This is a genomic window from Sandaracinobacter neustonicus, assembly GCF_006385875.1.
GTDB lineage: Bacteria > Pseudomonadota > Alphaproteobacteria > Sphingomonadales > Sphingomonadaceae > Sandaracinobacteroides > Sandaracinobacteroides neustonicus.
This window is the reverse complement of the sequence record NZ_VFSU01000030.1, coordinates 148,838-166,342: the sequence shown is the minus strand read 5'-3', so window position 1 is coordinate 166,342 and position 17,505 is coordinate 148,838. Positions and strand designations below refer to the sequence as shown.

General features: G+C 67.8%; 17 protein-coding genes. All 17 read right to left on the bottom strand.

Annotated features, from left to right (window positions below; genetic code table 11):
- Positions 1–16: 16 nt before the first annotated feature.
- Genes ftsA through FJQ54_RS13750 form a run of 17 tightly spaced genes read right to left on the bottom strand, consistent with a single transcriptional unit; the run spans position 17 to position 17,334 of the window.
- Entirely contained in the window at positions 17–1,324 is a 1,308-nt protein-coding gene (gene ftsA, locus FJQ54_RS13825; protein WP_140928999.1) for a cell division protein FtsA, read from the bottom strand.
- Positions 1,324–2,289, bottom strand: a complete 966-nt coding sequence (locus tag FJQ54_RS13820) for a cell division protein FtsQ/DivIB (protein ID WP_140928998.1) — start codon at positions 2,287–2,289, stop codon at positions 1,324–1,326. The genes ftsA and FJQ54_RS13820 overlap by 1 nt, the downstream gene beginning before the upstream one ends.
- Entirely contained in the window at positions 2,286–3,233 is a 948-nt protein-coding gene (locus FJQ54_RS13815) for a D-alanine--D-alanine ligase (RefSeq protein WP_140928997.1), read from the bottom strand. The genes FJQ54_RS13820 and FJQ54_RS13815 overlap by 4 nt, the downstream gene beginning before the upstream one ends.
- Positions 3,230–3,721, bottom strand: a complete 492-nt coding sequence (locus FJQ54_RS13810) for a DUF4262 domain-containing protein (protein WP_235890464.1) — start codon at positions 3,719–3,721, stop codon at positions 3,230–3,232. Before FJQ54_RS13810 ends, FJQ54_RS13815 begins: the two co-directional genes overlap by 4 nt.
- Positions 3,718–4,629 carry a UDP-N-acetylmuramate dehydrogenase gene (gene murB / locus FJQ54_RS13805; protein WP_408006029.1) on the bottom strand — a complete coding sequence of 304 codons (912 nt, stop codon included), beginning with the start codon at positions 4,627–4,629 and terminating at the stop codon, positions 3,718–3,720. The genes FJQ54_RS13810 and murB overlap by 4 nt, the downstream gene beginning before the upstream one ends.
- Positions 4,626–6,059, bottom strand: a complete 1,434-nt coding sequence (gene murC / locus FJQ54_RS13800; RefSeq protein WP_140928995.1) for a UDP-N-acetylmuramate--L-alanine ligase — start codon at positions 6,057–6,059, stop codon at positions 4,626–4,628. Before murC ends, murB begins: the two co-directional genes overlap by 4 nt.
- Positions 6,056–7,162: an undecaprenyldiphospho-muramoylpentapeptide beta-N-acetylglucosaminyltransferase gene (gene murG / locus FJQ54_RS13795; protein WP_140928994.1), complete on the bottom strand. Its 1,107-nt coding sequence runs from the start codon at positions 7,160–7,162 to the stop codon at positions 6,056–6,058. The genes murC and murG overlap by 4 nt, the downstream gene beginning before the upstream one ends.
- Positions 7,159–7,299 (bottom strand): FtsW/RodA/SpoVE family cell cycle protein, encoded by a 141-nt coding sequence (locus tag FJQ54_RS18020; protein WP_328592186.1) that lies wholly within the window; start codon positions 7,297–7,299, stop codon positions 7,159–7,161. The genes murG and FJQ54_RS18020 overlap by 4 nt, the downstream gene beginning before the upstream one ends.
- A 26-nt stretch (positions 7,300–7,325) precedes the next feature.
- The gene (locus tag FJQ54_RS13790; RefSeq protein ID WP_328592185.1) at positions 7,326–8,339 is read right to left on the bottom strand and encodes an FtsW/RodA/SpoVE family cell cycle protein; all 1,014 of its coding nucleotides are present in this window, start codon (positions 8,337–8,339) and stop codon (positions 7,326–7,328) included.
- Positions 8,336–9,637 (bottom strand): UDP-N-acetylmuramoyl-L-alanine--D-glutamate ligase, encoded by a 1,302-nt coding sequence (murD, locus tag FJQ54_RS13785; RefSeq protein ID WP_140928993.1) that lies wholly within the window; start codon positions 9,635–9,637, stop codon positions 8,336–8,338. Before murD ends, FJQ54_RS13790 begins: the two co-directional genes overlap by 4 nt.
- Complete coding sequence (gene mraY, locus FJQ54_RS13780; RefSeq protein ID WP_140928992.1) at positions 9,637–10,707, bottom strand: phospho-N-acetylmuramoyl-pentapeptide-transferase; 1,071 nt, start codon at positions 10,705–10,707, stop codon at positions 9,637–9,639. Before mraY ends, murD begins: the two co-directional genes overlap by 1 nt.
- Positions 10,704–12,065: a UDP-N-acetylmuramoyl-tripeptide--D-alanyl-D-alanine ligase gene (locus FJQ54_RS13775; protein WP_140928991.1), complete on the bottom strand. Its 1,362-nt coding sequence runs from the start codon at positions 12,063–12,065 to the stop codon at positions 10,704–10,706. The genes mraY and FJQ54_RS13775 overlap by 4 nt, the downstream gene beginning before the upstream one ends.
- On the bottom strand, positions 12,062–13,504 hold the full coding sequence (locus FJQ54_RS13770) for a UDP-N-acetylmuramoyl-L-alanyl-D-glutamate--2,6-diaminopimelate ligase (RefSeq protein ID WP_140928990.1): 1,443 nt from the start codon (positions 13,502–13,504) through the stop codon (positions 12,062–12,064). Before FJQ54_RS13770 ends, FJQ54_RS13775 begins: the two co-directional genes overlap by 4 nt.
- Positions 13,501–15,207 (bottom strand): peptidoglycan D,D-transpeptidase FtsI family protein, encoded by a 1,707-nt coding sequence (locus tag FJQ54_RS13765; protein WP_235890463.1) that lies wholly within the window; start codon positions 15,205–15,207, stop codon positions 13,501–13,503. The genes FJQ54_RS13770 and FJQ54_RS13765 overlap by 4 nt, the downstream gene beginning before the upstream one ends.
- Positions 15,208–15,262: 55 nt before the next feature.
- Positions 15,263–15,925, bottom strand: coding sequence for a hypothetical protein (locus FJQ54_RS13760; RefSeq protein ID WP_140928988.1), 663 nt, complete (start codon positions 15,923–15,925; stop codon positions 15,263–15,265).
- 3 nt (positions 15,926–15,928) lie between these two features.
- Entirely contained in the window at positions 15,929–16,900 is a 972-nt protein-coding gene (rsmH, locus tag FJQ54_RS13755) for a 16S rRNA (cytosine(1402)-N(4))-methyltransferase RsmH (RefSeq protein ID WP_140928987.1), read from the bottom strand.
- Positions 16,897–17,334, bottom strand: a complete 438-nt coding sequence (locus tag FJQ54_RS13750) for a division/cell wall cluster transcriptional repressor MraZ (protein WP_140928986.1) — start codon at positions 17,332–17,334, stop codon at positions 16,897–16,899. The genes rsmH and FJQ54_RS13750 overlap by 4 nt, the downstream gene beginning before the upstream one ends.
- Positions 17,335–17,505: the final 171 nt, after the last annotated feature.

Here is a 17,505-nt window from a genome sequence, read left to right as displayed (position 1 = left end):
CCCTGGCATGACTGGTTCAAATCTGGCGCTTCAAATGGTCGAAAATCCGGCCCCAGCCGGATCGTGGCGTGTCCGGCCCCGGCTTCCCGCGCTGGCGCGGCACGGCCATGCGGGCGAGATCGAGGCGAGGCTGGCTGCCGTGCAGGATCAACCCCGCAAGCGTGGCGAAGGCGGCGGTGGATTGCGCTTCGGGCAGGCCGATCAGCCCGCGCGGGCGGCCAATCCGCACGTTGCGGGCCAGCGCCCCTTGCGCGAAATCGGCGATTCCGCGCAGCTCCGCGCCACCGCCCGTCAACACCACCTGCCGCCCGGCGGCCCCGGTGAAACCGATATCCTTCAGCGCCTGATCGGCCTCGCCGAAGATCAGGTCCAGCCGGGCGCGGATCACCGCGATCAGTTCGGAGCGGGGCACGCGGCGCGCTTCCTGCCCGTCGTCCGGGTCCAGCGGCGGCACTTCGATCATGTCGTGATTGTCGCGCGGAGAAGCCGTGGCCGCGCCGTTCAGCGTCTTCAGCCGCTCGGCCGCCGCCCGGCGGGTGCCGAAGCTGGCGGCGATATCGGCGGTGATGTCGCCCGCGCCCATCGGCAGCGACACCAGCCCCGCCAGCATACCGCCGCCATGCACGGCAACCGTCGTCACGCCCGCGCCGATTTCGATCACGGCAACGCCCAGCTCGCGCTCTTCGTCGTTCAGCACGGAGGCAGACGCGGCGACGCCCGAAGCGACGATCGATTCCACCCCCAGATGCGCGTTGCGCACGGCAAGGTCGAGGTTGCGGCAGGGCGGCGTCGCCGCCGTCAGCACATGGATGTCCACCGCCAGCCGGTTCGCGTGGAAGCCGCGCGGGTTGGTCACCCCGTCCAGCCCGTCCACCGTATACAGCGTGGGTTCGGCGTGCAGCGTGGTGCGCCCGGCCTTGCTGATCGTCTCGTCGATGCGGGCGCGGCCCTGCGCCAGCAGGCTGCCCATATCCTCTTCGGAAATCCGGTGCCCGGCGATATCGATCTCCACCGAGGTCACGTCGCTGTCCAGCCCCCCGGCAGAGAGGTTGACGATGACGCTCTCGATCTCCACCCCCGCCGCCTTTTCCGCCTGCATCATCGCGGCGCGGATCGCGGCTTCGGTTTTCGCCATATCGGCGACCAGCCCGCGCTTCAGCCCGTTGGAAGCGCGCACGCCCGCGCCGATCACACGAGGCTGATCCTGCCCGTCTGCCATGGCGACAAGCGCCGCGACCTTGGACGAGCCGACGTCGATGGCGGCGATCACCCGCTCTGCACGGGGTTTCAGCAACTGGGTGGGGTTGAGCACGGCGACGGCCATCAGATGACGACCTCCTGAGGTTGGCGGGGCGGTGAAAGGGTGGCGCGCGCCGTCTGCATCGGCTGCGCGGGTTGCGGCTGGGCGGCCTGCGGCTGCACGGTGGCGGGCGCCTGCGCGACGGGCGGCGGCGGCGCGGCGCGGGGCTTCACCGTCTGCCCCGGATCGGTTTCCACCCGCACCACCATCTTGTCGGGAATGCGCAGATCGAAACGCACGAAACCACGCCCCAACAGCGGCGTCTGCTTGTGCACATCGGCAAAGCGCAGCCACGAAGCCTCGGCCTGCGGGCCTTCCGGCAGAGACACCGTCTCGCCGGATTTCATCCGCACGTCCCAGCGCCGGTCGCCCACCCACAGGGCCGCTTCCACCTGATCGGACAGGTCCGGGCGGCTGGCGACGATCTTCAGGATTCCGGGCGCCTGCAACCGCGCATGTTCGCCCACCAGCAGCGGCAGCGCACCGAACTGCGCCAGATCGGGCGCGGGCAGCACCTGCCCCTCCGCGTCGATCAGGCGCAAACGGCCCTTCCACTGCCACAGCGCGGCGGGCTTGCGTTCGGTGATGCTGATCAGCAGCCGGTCCGGCCAGCGGCGCTGGATCTCGGCCTCTTTCACCCATGGCAAGGCGATCAGCCGGGCGCGCATCTCGTCCAGATCGGCCAGCAGCATGGAATCCGAACCGCCCTGCAACAGCTCGCGATAGATGGAGAGGCGGGGCTGGTTCACAGCCCCCTCGATTTCCACCTGCCGCACGGTGAAGCCCGCGTTGGACGCCGCCGTGGCGATGCCCATGGTGGCGCTGCGCGGCACGCCCGCCGCCACTGCCCACACAACAGCCGCCGTCAGCCCCAGCGCGCCGACGCTGCCAAGGATCAACCGCCACGCCGTGCGCGGTGCGACCGGAATCGCCACCGACTGCGGCGCGGATTTGCGCTGATCCGATTGCTTGCGGGGCTTGCGGCTCATGCCAACGCCCTTTCAATGAGCCGCCCCACCAGCGCTTCATAGCTGATGCCGCGCACACGCGCCTGTTCCGGCACAAGGCTCAAAGGCGTCATCCCCGGCTGGGTGTTCACCTCCAGCAGGTAGAGCCCGCCCGGCCCTTGCGCGGGATCATAGCGGAAATCAGAGCGCGAAACGCCCACGCAGCCCAGCGCCCGGTGCGCCAGCGCCGCCTGCTCCAGCGCCATGATCGTCACCATCGGCGGGATATCCGCCGGGCACACATGCAGGGTGCGGCCGTCGGTGTATTTCGCTTCGTAATCGTAAAAGCCGGTGGTGGGCTTCAACTCGGTCACGGCCAGCGGCTCGCCGATGCCGGTGGGCAAATGATCCAGCACCGCCACCGTCAGTTCCAGGCCCGCGATGAACGGCTCGGCCAGCAGTTCCGGATAATCCTGCCACGGCCCCGGCGCGCTGCGGGCAATGGGCGAACCATAGTTGGACTCGTCCGTCACGATGGCCACGCCCACAGACGAGCCTTCGTTCACCGGCTTCAGCACATAGGGGCGCGGCAGCGGATCGCGCTCGTGCAGCGTGTCTGATCGCACGATGCGCCCGCCCGGCATCTTCACGCCTGCGGGCACGAGGATCTTCTTCGTCAATTCCTTGTCGATGGCGATGGCGGAGGTGGTGACGCCGCTGTGGGTGTAGCGGATGCCCATCAGGTCCATCACGCCCTGCACGCTGCCATCCTCGCCGGGCGTGCCGTGCAGCGCGTTGAACACGACATCGGGCTTCGTCGCCAGCAACCGCGCGGGGAAGCTCGCCCCATCGGCGGCGGTTGCGCCCAGATCGAGTTCGGTCACGCTATGGCCAAGCGTGCGCGCGGCTTCGGCAATGCCCTTGCCGGAAACGAGGCTCACTTCGCGCTCGGCAGACCAGCCGCCCTTGAGGACAGTCACCCTCATGCGTCAAACTCCCGCGCATACAGTGCTGGCTGAAGACGGCGAACATTCTCGTCGCAACCGGCATCCCACGGAAACAAGCCGTCAGCAACGCCCGGCCACACCAACTGCATTGCGGCAGCAAGCGGCTGGCCGGTAACGCGTCGATGATACCAGATCGCAGAGTTGAAGAATTCTGGAACAATCTTTTCAGGTGAAACCGTTCTGGCAATAACGGTATGACCTTCCAACAACCCATCGATGGCCAGACCATCGGAAAGCTTCAGGCCTTCTTTACATAGGCGAAACATATCCTCGACCATCGATGCCATGACTTTTCCGTAAAGTCCGAACACAATGACCTCAGGTTGCTGAACGGTTTCCCAGAAGCCTATTGAATAAGCGAATCCGGGATCTGAATCTTCCGGGTCAAAAATGCAGTTCACTTGACAGCCGTGCGTACGCACGTTCTGAATGATCCCGCGCTCGAAGCTGTTCGGCCAAAGCTTCACAACGCCATCCCCACGCGCTGGATTTCCCATTCCAGCGTCACGCCGGATTTCGCCTTCACCCGCTTGCGCACTTCCTCGCCCAGCGCCTCGATCTCGGCGCTTGTCGCGGTGCCGCTGTTGATCAGGAAATTGGTGTGCTTGTCCGAAACCTGCGCCCCGCCCAGCATCAGCCCCCGGCAGCCGGCTTCGTCCACCAGCTGCCATGCCTTGTGGCCGGGGGGGTTCTTGAAGGTGGAGCCTCCGGTTTTCGTGCGCAGCGGCTGGCTGCTTTCGCGCGCCTCGGCGATGCGATCCATCTCCGCCTGAATCGCCGCCGGATCGCCCGGCTGCCCCTTCAGCGTCGCGGAAATCACGATCGCACCTTCGGGCAGTTCGGAATGGCGATAGGTATAGCCCAGCGCCGCCACCGGCAGCGTCACCCGCTGGCCATCGCGCAACAACACATCGGCGGAAACCAATATGTCCGCCACCTCGCGGCCATAAGCGCCGCCGTTCATCCGCACAAAGCCGCCCACCGTGCCGGGAATGCCGCGGAGAAACTCCAATCCCGCCACGCCCGCATCGCGCGCCGCAGACGACACCGCGATGCCCGAAGCGCCGCCGCCCGCCGTCAGCGTGGTGGCATCCACCCGTTCCACCGCGCCGAACGCCTTGCCCAGCCGCACCACCACGCCCGGCACGCCGCCATCGCGCACGATCATGTTGGAGCCCAGCCCCAGCGCCATCACCGGCATCGCCGGGTCCAGATCGCTGAGGAACGCCGCCAGATCGTCGGCATCCTTCGGCTCGAACAGCCATTGCGCCGCCCCGCCGGATTTGAACCAGACCAGCGGTGCCAGCGGCGCATGCGCCGTCAGCTTGCCGCGCGGCGTGGGGAGAGCGAGGGGGCGGGTGTCCAGCGCCATCATGCCGCCTTCGCCGCTTCCAGCGCGCCTTGCAGATGCGCCGCCCATTTGGTGATGTCGCCCGCGCCCAGACAGATCACCATGTCGCCCGCGCCCAGCAGCGGGGCCAGCGTCGGGGCCAGTTCCGCCTCGCCAGACACCGTGAGCACCTGCCGATGGCCGGAACGGCGCAGCGCCTCGGCCAGCGCGTCATGGCTGATCCCCTCCAGCGGGGCCTCGCCCGCCGCATAGACGGGGGCGATCACCACCGTGTCGGCATCGTTGAAGGCGGACCGCCATTCGTCGAACAGATCGCGCAGGCGGGTGTAGCGGTGCGGCTGCACCACGGCGATCACCCTGGCGCGCGCGCCTTCGCGGGCCGCCGCCAGCACCGCCTTCACCTCCACCGGGTGATGGCCATAATCGTCGATGATCGTCACTTGGCCGCCGTCCAGCGCCAGTTCGCCCACCTTGGTGAAGCGCCGCTTCACCCCGCCGAACTTCGCGAACCCTGCGCGCACCTGCGCTTCGCCGATGCCCAGCTGATCCGCCACGCCGATGGCGGCCAGCGCGTTCAGCACATTGTGGCGGCCCGGCATGGGCAGCTCCAGCCCCTCGTAACGCCGCTCCGCCGTGCCCGGCGCGCGCAGCGTGACGTCAAAGCGGTTGCCGCCGGGAATCGGCTGCACATTGTCGCCGCGAATGTCTGCCTGCCCGGCGAAACCATAGGTCACGATCCGCCTGTCCGACACGGAGGGGATCATCGCCTGCACTTCCGGGTGATCGAGGCACAGCACCGCCGCGCCATAGAAAGGCACCTTCTGGATGAACTGGCGGAAGGCCGCCTTGGCGGTTTCGAAATCGCCATAATGATCCAGATGCTCGGGATCGATGTTCGTCACGATGGCGAGCGTGGGCGGCAGCCGCAGGAAGCTGCCGTCTGACTCGTCGGCTTCAACCACCATCCATTCGCCATCGCCCAGCCGCGCGTTGGAGCCATAGCTGTTGATGATGCCGCCGTTGATCACCGTGGGGTCCAGCCCGCCCGAATCCAGCAGCGCCGCCACCATGGACGTCGTGGTGGTCTTGCCGTGCGTGCCCGCCACGCAGACGGTGGATTTCAGCCGCATCAGCTCGGCCAGCATTTCCGCCCGCCGCACCACCGGAATGCGGCGTTCCAGCGCCAGATCGACTTCCGGGTTGCCGCGCTTGATCGCGGTGGAGACCACCACCACGGCGGCGTCGCCCAGATTTTCCGCCTTGTGGCCGATATGAACGGTGATGCCCTTGTCGCGCAGCCCCTGCACCACATAGCCCTCGGCGATGTCAGAGCCTTGCACAGTGAAGCCAAGGTTCGCCATCACCTCGGCGATGCCGGACATGCCGATGCCGCCGATGCCGATGAAGTGAATCGGGCCGATGTTTTTGTTAAAGCCGGATTTCAGCGCCGTCATGCCGCGACTCCTTTGAGGTCGCGCACCTGCTGCTCCACCAGATCGGCCAGCCGGGCCGCCGCATCGGGGATGCCCAGCCCCCGCGCCGCGCCCGCTGCCGCAGACAGCGCTTCCGGGGAACCCATGAAGCCGCGGATATGCCCGGCGATGGTCGCCGCCGTCGCCGACACTTCCGGGATCAGGAAGCCCGCGCCCGCCTTCACGAATCCGGCCGCATTCGCCGTCTGATGATCGTCGGTCGCCGCCGCGAAGGGGATCAGGATGGCCGGGCGTCCCAGCACCATCAGCTCCGCCATGGTGGAGGCACCTGAACGGCTGATCACCAGATGGCTGGCCGCCAGCCGCTGCGGCAGATCGGCCATATAGCTGTGGCACTCCGCCGCCACGCCAGCCGCGCGATAGGCTTCCACCACGGCGGACAAATCCTCCGGGCGGCACTGCTGCGTCACCTGCAACTGCGCGCGCAGCGCGTCCGGCAGTTGCGCCACGGCTTCGGGCACCAGCTTCGAGAGAATCCGCGCGCCCTGGCTGCCGCCCACCACCAGCATGCGGAACGGCTCGTTCGCGGCAGGCGCATGGAACGGTCCGCCGCGCGCCTGCAACACCGCCCCGCGCACGGGGTTGCCGGTGTGGGTCGCTTTGCCCTCCGCGCTGAGGAACGCCGTCTCGGCATAGGTCAGCGCGATGGCCGACACGCGCGATTGCAGCTTGCGGTTCACCCGCCCCAGCACGGCATTCTGCTCATGCAGCACGCAGGGCAGCTTCAAAGACACGCCAGCCAGCAGCCCCGGCAAGGAGGGGTAGCCGCCAAAGCCCACCACCGCATCCGCGCCCACATCCTTCGCGATGCGCTTGCCTTCGGAGCGGCCCTTCCAGATGGCGATCATCGCCTTCATCCACGCGATCGGGTTCATCCCCGAGGCCGTCGCGCTCTCCAGCACATGCTTGTCCACCGTTTCGAACAGCCCCGGAAAGCGCAAGCCGCGCGCGTCCGTCAGCAGCGTGACCTTGTGGCCACGCTGCTGCAATTCCTCCGACAGGGCATGGGCGGGGATCATATGCCCGCCCGTTCCTCCGGCCGCGATGATGATGGAGAGGCTCATGCGAACGCCGCCCCCGGCTTCAGATAGGGGCTGGCCTTCAGGTGCCGGTTGCGCCGCGTCAACGCCAGCAACAGCCCCATCGCGATGGCCGTCGCAAGGAAGCTGGAGCCGCCATGGCTCACCAAAGGCAGGGTCATCCCCTTGGACGGAGCAAGCGCCAGATTCACGACATGTTGATGAGCGCCTGACCCCCGAATTGCGCGACAAGACCCGTCGCCGCCATCAGCGTGAAGGGATCGTCTTCGTCCAGAAGTTGTAGCAGAACCCGAAGAACAATCGCAAGATATAGTAGAGCCAGCGCGAAACAGGCGATCGCGCCAAATTCCTCTCCGATCACGGAGAAGATATAATCCGTATGTGCCTCGGGCAGATGGAATTTCGCCGTTCCCTCGCCCGGCCCGGCCCCATACAGCCCGCCCGAGCGGAAGCAATCCAGCGCCCGATCCACCTGATAGGTGTCGCCCTCGCCATGCAGATAACCGTCGATCCGGTTGCGGATGTGCGGCTCGAATTGATAGGCGATCACCAGCCCGCCCAGCGCCGCCGCAACCGCAATCGCAAGGATCAGCAGCGGCAGACCGGCCAGCACCGCCTGCACCAGCCACACCGCGATCACCAGCGCCGCCTGCCCGAAATCGGGCTGGATCACCAGCAGCCCCACGATCAGCGCCAGCAGGATGCCGCCCAGCGGGATCACCGGCAGCGAGCGATCCTCGAACTTCAGCGCGAACAGCCATGCGGTGGTGATCACGAAGAAGGGCTTCAGGAACTCGATGGGCTGCATCTGGAAGCCCGGCAGCTGAATCCAGCGCACCGCGCCATTCTTCTCCGCGCCGATGAAGGGCACCAGCGCCAGCAGGATCAGGAAGATCACGAACCCCGCCAGCGCAACCCGGCGCGCGGCATCCTTGGTGAGCATCGAAACGCCGATCATCAGCGGCACACCCGCCGCCACCCACATCAGCTGCCGCCACAGGAAGTGCAGCGGCGGCACCGTGACGGCACCGCCCGAAAGCCGGAGCGCCGCCGCCGGAGAGGCCGCCGCCACGCCGATCAGGCCGATGCCGATCAGCACCAGCAGCATGAACAGCAGCGGGCGGTCGATGGTCCAGAACCAGCGCGACAGCGGGCTTTTGTCCGCACGGCCGAAGGCGAGGGAGACACCGGCGATCTTCATTGCGGCAGGGCCTCCACGGCATCCCGGAAGGCACGGCCCCGGGCTTCATAATCACTGAACTGATCGAACGAGGCGCAAGCCGGAGAGAGCAGAACCGTGTCCCCCGCCGCCGCCGAAGCGGCAGCGGATTGCACGGCCAGCGCCAGCGTCCCGGCGTTCGTCACCGGCAGGAAGGGCTGCAAAATCCCCTCGAACAGCGGCGCGGCCTCGCCGATCACATAGGCGGCCTTCACATGGGCCAGATGCGGCAGGCAGGCGTCCAGCTCGGCGGTTTTCGCCTGCCCGCCCAAAATCCAGTGCACATGATCGAACGCCTGCAGCGCGGGCGCGACACTGGTGGGGTTGGTCGCCTTGCTATCGTTCACATAGCGCACGCCGCGCACCGACCGCACGACCTCCATCCGGTGCGGCAGGCCGGGGAAGCTGCGCAGCCCCGCCTCGATCGCAGCGTCGGAAAGCCCGAGGATGCGCACTGCCGCCACCGCGCAGGCGACATTCTGCGCGTTGTGCGGCCCCTGTAGCGCGGGCCAATGCGCCTGCGCGGCCGGATCGACATCGGCGGCATGCACCTCCACCAACCCGATCCCGGCAGGCAGGGCCGCCGCCGCCGCGCGGGTATAATCATCGTCGGTCGCGATCACCGCATGCGCGCCCGGCTGCTGCATCGCGAACAGCCGCGCCTTGGAGGCCGCATAGCCCGCCATGCCGTCATAACGGTCCAGATGGTCCGGCGTCAGATTGGTATAAACCGCCACGTCGCACGCCAGAGTCTGCGCCAGATCGATCTGGTAGCTGGAGAGTTCCACCACATAGACGCCGCCAGCCGCCAGCGGCTCGGCATCCAGCACCGGCAGGCCGATATTGCCGCCCAGCCGCGCCGTCACCCCCGCTGCTTCCAGCAGATGGTGGATCAGCGTCGTGGTGGTGGATTTGCCGTTGGTGCCGGTGATCCCCACCAGCCGGTGCAGCGGCAGCGTGGCCCGCGCCTGCTGCCACAATTCCATGTCGCCCAGAATCGGCGTGCCTGCATCCCGCGCGCGCGCCGCCAACGGATGCCGGTTCAGCGGCACACCGGGGGAGACGATCAGCCCGTCCACGCCCGCCAGATCCAGCCCGGCGAAATCCTGCAAGTCCAGCCCCGGAAACTCCGCCAACGCCTTATCCCGCGCCGCCGGGGCTTCATCCCACGCCACAGCAACCGCGCCGGACCGTTGCAAAAACCGCAGCGCAGACAGCCCCGAACGCGCGAGGCCGTAAACCGCGAACCGCTTGCCGGAAAGGGCGGGTGCCGACAGCATCAGCGCAGCTTCAGCGTGGCGAGGCCGGCCAGCGCCAGCACGATGGAGATGATCCAGAAACGGATCACCACGGTCGATTCCGGCCAGCCCAGCTGCTCGAAATGGTGGTGGATGGGGGCCATTTTGAACACCCGCTTGCCCGTCATCTTGAAGCTGGCGACCTGCACGATCACCGAAACCGCCTCCAGCACGAACAGCCCGCCCACGATCACCAGCACCAGTTCATGGTTGGTGATCACCGCGATGGTGCCGATCGCCCCGCCCAGCGCAAGGCTGCCGGTATCGCCCATGAACACGGCGGCAGGCGGCGCGTTGAACCACAGGAAGGCAAGGCAGGCCCCCACCAGCGCCCCCACAAACACGATCAGTTCGCCCGATCCGCGCACGAAATGCACGCCCAGATATTCGGCGAACACGGCGTTCCCAACCAGATAGGCGATGATGCCGAACGTCATCGCGGCGATGATCACCGGCATGGTGGCCAGCCCGTCCAGCCCGTCCGTCAGGTTCACGGCATTGCCCGCGCCCACGATCACCATCGCCCCGAACGCCACATAGAACAGGCCCAGATCGAGGCCCGTGTCCTTCAGGAAGGGGAAGTACAAAGTCGTCCCGCTGAACAGGGAGACATAATAGACAGCCGATCCGGCGATCAGGAATTCCGCCAGCAGCCGCACCTTGCCGGACACGCCCGCAGACGAGCGCTTCGTCACCTTCGCATAATCGTCCAGAAAGCCGATGATGCCGAAGCCCAGCGTCACGAACAGGGCCGCCCAGACGAAGGGCTTGTCCCACTCCATCCACAGCAGCACGGAAATCGCCAGCGAAATCAGGATCATCAGCCCACCCATGGTGGGCGTGCCCTTCTTGGCGAAGTGCGATTGCGGCCCGTCAGAACGGATCGGCTGGCCCTTGCCTTGGTTCACCCTGAGCCATGCAATGAAGCGCGGGCCGATCAGCAGGCCGATCAGCAACGCCGTCACCATCGCCGCGCCGGAGCGGAACGTCAGGTAGCGGATCACGTTCAACACGCCGGGAAAGCCCAGCCACTCGGCCAAATGGAAGATCATCGGGCGCTTTCCTTCAACGCAGCCACAAGCTTGCCAAGGCCAACCGAATTGGACCCTTTGATCAGCAGCACATCGCCATCCCGAAGCGTCGCGCGCGCCCATGCAAGGGCGGCCGCAGCATCCGGCAGATGGGAGGCGCCCGCCAGCTTCAGGGCCGCCATTTCGGGGCCGACAAGCGCGAGGTCCGCCACCCCGGCCTCGGTGATCGGGGCGGCGAGCGCGCCATGGCGCGCGTCGCTTTCCGCGCCAAGCTCCCGCATGGCCCCCAGCACGGCGAGCCGCCGCTTTGCCGGGCTGTCCCGAAGCACCGCCAGCGCAGCCGCCATCGAGAGCGGGTTGGCGTTGTAGCTTTCGTCGATCAGCGTGGCCGTACCGCCGTCCACGGCAAGGCTCACCCGCGCGCCCCGGCCGGGCAGTTCCGTCAGCCCCGCCAGCGCCAGCCCGGCTTCCGCCAAGTCACCGCCAGCCGCCTTCACCGCCGCCAGCACGGCCAGCGCGTTGTTCACCCAATGCCGCCCGGCCATGCCGATCGTGCACTGCACTTCGTCGCCCATCACATCGGCGACAAGGGTGGTGGAAACGGGGCCGATATCCGCCTGGAGGACGCGAACATCGGCCCCTGTCTTCCACCCAAAACTGATGCTGTTCGCGGCATGTTTCGCGGCCGCCGCCGCCAGCAGTGGCGCATGCTCGCTGTCCGCCGGGAAGATGGCGGTGCCGCCGGGCTGCAGCCCCTCGAAAATCTCCGCCTTGGCCGCCGCGATCTCCGCCTCGCCACCCGGGAAATGCGCGATATGCGCCGCCGTCACCCATGTAATCAGCGCGATATGCGGCCGCACCAGCCGGGTGAGGCCAGCCAGTTCGCCCACATGGTTCATGCCCATTTCGAACACGCCAAAGCGCGTGGGCGCGGGCATGCGGGCCAGGCTCAAAGGCACGCCGGTGTGGTTGTTATAGCTTTTCACCGAAGCATGGGTCGCCTCCGGCGCAATCCGTTCAAAGGCCAGCCGCAGCGCCTCTTTCGTGCCGGTTTTCCCCACGCTGCCGGTCACGCCGATGATGGTGGCGTTCGTCCGCGCCCGCCCCGCCGCGCCCAGCGCTTCCAGCGCGGTGAAACTATCCGTCACCCGCACATGCGGCTGATCCACGGCGCGCTCCACGATGAACCCCGCCGCCCCGCGCTCGGCGGCCTTCGCCACATACTCGTGCCCGTCCGCCTGTTCGCCGCGCATCGCCACAAACAATTCGCCGCCGATCACCTCGCGGCTGTCGAAGGTCACGCCGTCAACGTCGAACGGCGCGGACAGCACACCGCCAGTCGCAGCCGCGATCTCGGCCCCGGTCCACAGCGCGCTCACGCCTGAAGCTCCGTCGCTGCTTCCCGCGCAACGTCTGCATCGTCGAACGGCAGCACATCGGTGCCCACGATCTGCCCCTGCTCATGCCCCTTGCCCGCCAGCAGCACAACGTCGCCCGCTTTCGCAGCAGCCACCGCCGCGCGAATCGCGTCGGCCCGGCCCGGCACTTCCGTCGCGCCCGGCGCAGCCGCCATGATCGCGGCGCGGATGCTGGCGGCATCTTCCGTGCGGGGGTTGTCGTCCGTCACGATGGTCACATCCGCGTCGCGCACGGCGATCGCGCCCATCTCCGGCCGCTTGCCCTTGTCCCGATCCCCGCCGCAACCGAACAGCAGGATCAGCCGGTTGGCGGTGTGCGGACGCAGCGCCGCCACCGCCGCCTCCAGCGCGTCGGGCGTGTGGGCATAATCGACATACACCGGCGCACCCGAGGGCGTGATCACCGCCCGCTCCAGCCGCCCGCGCACGCCGGATACACGGTTCAGATCGGGCAGAGTCTTCGCCACATCGCCGCCGGTCGCAATCACAAGCCCCGCCGCCACCAGCGCATTGGCCGCCTGATAGCCGCCGATCAGCGGCAGCTTCACCGTGTGAGAAGCGCCGCCAGCCTCCACCGTCAGCGTCTGCCCCAGCAAAGTCGGCACCCGCTTCACCAGCTTCAGCGCCTCGCCGTCCGGCCCCACCGTCAGCACGGTCAGCCCCCGAGCCGTCGCGGCGGCAATCACCCGCTCGTTATATTCGGCCCCCGCCGCGCCCCGGTCCAGCCAGACCACCGCCGTGCCATTGGCATCCAGCACCTCGGTGAACAGCCGCAGCTTGGCCTCGAAATAGGCCTCCATCGTCTCATGATAATCCAGATGGTCGCGCGTCAGGTTGGTGAAGGCGGCGGCCGTCACCGGCAGCCCCTCCGTCCGATATTGCGCCAGCCCGTGCGACGAGGCCTCGAACGCCAGATGGCTGATGCCCTCCATCGCCAGCCCATGCACGTTGGAGAGGAAGGTCACGATATCGGGCGTCGTCAGCCCGCCGGACCCGGCCTTGTCCTGACCGGCCGACGTAATCACCCCCAGCGTCCCCAGCGAAGCCGCCCGCTCACCCGCCAGATGCCACAGCTGGCGGGACAATTCCGCCGAACTGGTCTTGCCGTTGGTGCCCGTCACGGCCGCCGTCACCGCCGGGAACGGCGCGTAGAAGCTGGCAGCCAGCTCCGCGAACAGGCGGCGCGGCTCCGCGTCCGATATGTGCAGCGCGCCGTCCACCTGCGCTTCCGGCCGCGCCACAACGGCAATCGCCCCGGCCTTCACGGCATCGGCAATCACGCTTTCGCCATCGAAGCGTGCGCCCCGGAAGGCACCGAACACGGCCCCCGGCGCGACCTTGCGGTGATCGATGGCGAAACCCGTGATCCGGGCGCGGATGCTGGCCAGCGGGTCGCTCAACGCACACCCCCTTCCAGCGGCGGCAGCCCGGCCGCCGCGCGGCGCATGGCGTTCGGATCGCGCTTCGGATCGCGCGGCTTGTACAGCCCTTCGAACATGCGAATGTCCGGCTCGGACGCGCCGCTGGTGTCGGGCGCAACGCCCAGCACCGGGGCAATGCGGTTCACCACTTTCTTGAACACCGGCCCGGCGACCGAGCCCGCCATGCGCGAACCCACCGTCGGATCGTCCACCATGGCGATCACCACGTAACGCGGATTGTCCATCGGGAAGGCTCCGGCAAAGGTGGTGATGTTGCGCCGTTTGTCATAGCCGCGCCCATGTTCCAGCACCTTTTCCGCCGTGCCCGTCTTGCCGCCCACGCGATAGCCATCGGCATCCGCCTGCCGCCCGGTGCCGTCCAGCACCGCCAGCCGCAACATGCCGTTCAGCGCGTGCGAAGTGCTTTCCTGAAACACCCGCCTGCCCGGCCGCTCCGCCCCTTCGGGCACCTTCAGGAAGGTCGCCGGGCGATAGATGCCGCCGTTCACCAGCGCCGAATAGGCAGTCGCCAGATGCAGCGGCGTCACCGCGATGCCATGGCCAAAGCCGATGGTCAGCACAGAGGCGAGGCCCCAGTTGTTGGGCGCAGGCGTCAGCGGACGGCCGGTTTCCAGCAGTTCGCCGGGCGCGCGGTCCATCATCCCCAGCTGGCGCAGGAAGGCCTCCTGCCGCTGGCGGCCCATGCGCTCGGCCATTTTCGCGGTGGCCACGTTGGAGGAATAGATCAGCGTTTCCGGCACCGTCAGCGGGTAACCCTTGGGGTGGCTGTCTGAAATGCGCTGCCGCCCGACCGCGATGGGGGTGGTCGGGAAACGCTCGTCCATGCGCGGCAGCACGCCGGTATCCATCGCCATCGCAATGGTGAAGGCCTTGAAGGTGGAACCAAGCTCGTAAACGCCCAGCGTCGCGCGGTTCATATGGCTGGGCATCCCCACCAGCCCGCCCGGCCGGTTGGAATCGAACGCCGGAAGCGAAGCGAGCGCCAGCACTTCGCCGCTATGCACGTCCATCACCACGCCCGCCGCGCCGCTGGCCTGCTGCAGGTCCATCTGCGCCTTCAGTTCGGATTCCAGCGCCTGCTGCACCCGCACGTCCAGCGCCAGCGCCAGCGGCTTTTCCAACTGCGCCGGATCCGTCAGGCGTTGCTCGAACGCGCGCTCGATGCCGCCCTCGCCGCGCCCGTCGATGCCGGTATAGCCCACCAGATGCGCGGCAAGGCCCACATGCGGATACAGCCGCTCGGCCTCGCGCTCCAGCGTCAGCCCCGGCTCGCCCAGCCGCCGGATCGCCTCGGCCTGTTCGGGCAGGATGCGGCGGGTGATGTAGCGGAACTTGCCGTCATGATAGATGGCGCTGCGGATCGCCTCCGGCGGGCGCTCGGGCAGGATACGGATCAGCGCCGCAATCAGCGCCTCCTTGTTGCCCATGATGTCGCGCGGGCGCGCTGCCAGCGCATAGGCTTCGAAGCTGGAGGCCAGCGTCACGCCGTTGCGGTCCACGATCTCGGCGCGGATATTGGGGTTCGCCACCGCCGGGCGGGCGCGCTGCACGGGGCCGTCGAACAGCGACAGCTCGATCAGCCGAAACCCCAGCAGGCCGGTGAACGCGATAAAGACGAGGATGCCGATGGCCAGCCGCTGGCGCGCAAGCCCAAGGGCCATCTGACGATGGCCGGGCAGGCGAACAGAAACACGGGGCGCGGCGGCTGGGCTCATCTTACTGGTTGGCACCTCCGGCTGCGAAATTCACTTCCACCTCGCGGATCAGGTCCTGAGGTGCATCGGCAGCCGGGCGCTGGATGCCAACGCTGGCAACCGACGGGCGCTCCATGGAGACGCGCTCGATGGCGGCAGGCGCAGGCTCGGGGCGCATCGCGGGGGCACGGGCCGGGGCCTGCGCGCTCACCAGCAGCGGCTGCTGCGCGGGCGGGTGGGCGGCGGGGGCCAGATCGCGAACCGCCAGCTGTGCATGCGGCACGGCGGGCGCGGCCTGCTCGATGGGATCGCCATAGGCGGCCAGCTGCACCGGGTTGGCCAGATACTGCGTGGCGCTGATCGGCACCATGCCCAGCACGCTGTCGTTCCAGCGCTGCAACTGCGGCATCCGCATCCGCACGCGCAGTTCCGCGTCCAGCGCCTTCAGATCGGATTGCAGGCTGGCGTTCTGCCGCGCCAGCTTCTCCACATCGCGCCGCTCAGCCGCCACCTTCAAAGACAGCGAGTAGCTCGTCACCGCCACCGCGATCGTCCCGGCCACCAGCCAGGCCGTCGCGGCCCATGTGCGGCGGCCGGCGGATTTCGCCGGAGCCTCATTGCCCCAACCCCGCTGGTCGGCACCCCAGCCCCGTTGGTCAGCAGACGCACGCATCATCCCTGCCATGGCTCAGCTCCCCTTCTTCTGTTGTTGGCCACCCGAAATCCGCCCCCAGCCCGGCGCCGCCGTGCGGCGCGCCCAGCGCAACGTCGCAGAGCGCGCGCGCGGGTTCGCCGCCACTTCCGCGTCGGACGGGCGCTCGGCCTTGGCCGGGCGTTCGAAACTGGCGCTGCGCCCGGCGGCGGCCGCGGGCAGATGCCGCGATCCGGTGGGCAGGCTGCCCGAACGTTCCGCGAGGAACCGCTTCACGATGCGGTCCTCAAGGCTGTGAAAGCTCACCACCGCCAGCCGCCCGCCGGGCTTCAGCACGGCTTCCGCCGCCTCCAGCCCGCGCTCCAGCTCGCCCAGTTCGTCGTTCACGCGGATGCGGATCGCCTGAAAGCTGCGGGTGGCCGGATCGCGCTTCACCTCGCGGGGAGCCTTCACCACCCGGCGGATCATGGCCGCCAGCTGCCCCGTGGTTTCGAACGGCCGGTCCGCCACGATGGCGCGGGCGATGCGGCGCGCGGCAGGCTCCTCGCCATAATGAAACAACACGTCGGCAATCTCGCCTTCGGCAGCCGTGTTCAGGAAATCCGCCGCGCTTTCGCCACTGCCGGACAGGCGCATGTCCAGCGGGCCGTCCGCCTGAAAGCTCAGCCCATAGGCCGGATCGTCCATCTGGATGGAGGAAAAGCCAAGGTCCAGCGCCACCGCGTCGGCAGAGCCTTCGCCCAGTTCCTCGGCCATGCGGGAAAAGGTGGCGTTGAACAGCCGCAGGCGCGGCGCGAATTCGGCTACCATCGGCGCGGCGCGGGAAATGGCGCGCGGATCGCGATCGAAGCCGTCCACTTCGGCACCAGCCGCCAGCGCCGCGCGGGCATAGCCGCCGCCGCCGAAGGTGCCGTCCACCATGCGCGCCCCGGCCAGCGGGAACAGGGCGGCCATCACCTCGTCCAGCATCACAGACACATGGCTCAGCCCCTGAAGGGCCGCGCTCATTGCGCCCTCCCGGCGACCAGCGCCTTCACCAGCTTCAGCACGCGGGGGTCCTGCCCCTCCTGCGCCAGAAACACCTCAGGGGACCAGATTTCGAAATAATGGCCCAGCCCCATGAACAGCACCTGCGTGCCGATCTCGCCCATCTCCCGCATCAGCGGAGAGAGGATGATGCGCCCGTTGTCGTCATATTTCAGATGCTCGGTCGCACCGAAGACAGAGCGGGATTTCAGGCTGCGGCCCGGCCCGAAGTCGCTCGCGAACTCGTCCTCCAGCCGGGCTTCGATCCGCTCGAAATAGGAAACGTCATAGCCGATCAGGCAGGGCGAATGTTCGTCCGGGCCGATCACCAGTTCCCGAGTCTGGCTGCGCGCCTCGATGGTCTCGCGCAGGGACGACGGAACGGAGAGCCGATTTTTGAGATCGACCCCGTTCACATAAGTCCCTGAAAAATACCCGCGAATGACCCGATCCCCTCTTTTCGGGTGCACCGGCGCCAGCGTTTGCTCAGGCGGGGGAATGCCTTCGCGAAACGGCCGGAGCGCCTGCCAGCCCTGTGGAAAAGGGATAGCATGGGCTTTCGTGGGTATTCAATGGGCTTTTATGGT